Here is a 648-nt window from a genome sequence, read left to right as displayed (position 1 = left end):
GTACAGGGAAGCCGATCCGAGGCAGCGTTTCTGCTGATTGAGGAAATGTTCTCCCTGGAGCAGGCCTGGAAAGACCAATCGCCAGAGGCCCGCTTTACGCTGCGGCAGGAAAAACTCCGGCCACTGTTGGACAGTTACTGGGAACTTCTGGACAGTTTCGAGGCAGCAGAAGGCACTGCGCTGAGCAAGGCCAAAGCCTACTCTCTCAACCAGAAGCAGGCGCTGAACGCCGTGCTTCTGGACGGCCGCCTGGAACTGACCAATAATCTTGCCGAACGCACGGTGAAACCTTTCGTGATGGCGCGAAAGAATTTTCTGTTCTGTGACACTGCAAAGGGTGCCGATGCCAGTGCTCTGTGTTTCAGTGTGATTGAGACAGCCAAGCACAATGGCCTGGATCCCTTTGGTTACCTGCTGTTCCTGCTGCAGGAGCTGCCCAAACTGGGCGAAAATCCTACCGAGGAACAACTGGTTCCGCTGCTCCCCTGGGCTGAAAGCCTTCCCGAGTATTGCAAACTCAAATAATTTTAACGTAAGCGCTCCATAATCCCCCGACTGTAAAAAAGTACTGACCTGTGAGAAAATAAGAGAAAGTATCAAAAGTCTTAGAAATCTCAGAAGTCTCACGGGGGTAAAAATGAGCAATCA

General features: G+C 51.9%; 1 protein-coding gene. It reads left to right on the top strand.

What is annotated here, in order from left to right:
* Positions 1-525: transposase (locus tag B5G28_RS14265; RefSeq protein WP_144265591.1), on the top strand; the 525-nt coding region annotated here is incomplete at its 5' end.
* Between the last annotated feature and the right edge of the window lie 123 nt (positions 526-648).

Source organism: Faecalibacterium sp. An77 (genome assembly GCF_002161315.1).
Taxonomy (GTDB): Bacteria; Bacillota; Clostridia; order Oscillospirales; family Ruminococcaceae; genus Faecalibacterium.
This window is presented reverse-complemented; position numbering and strand designations above follow the sequence as displayed.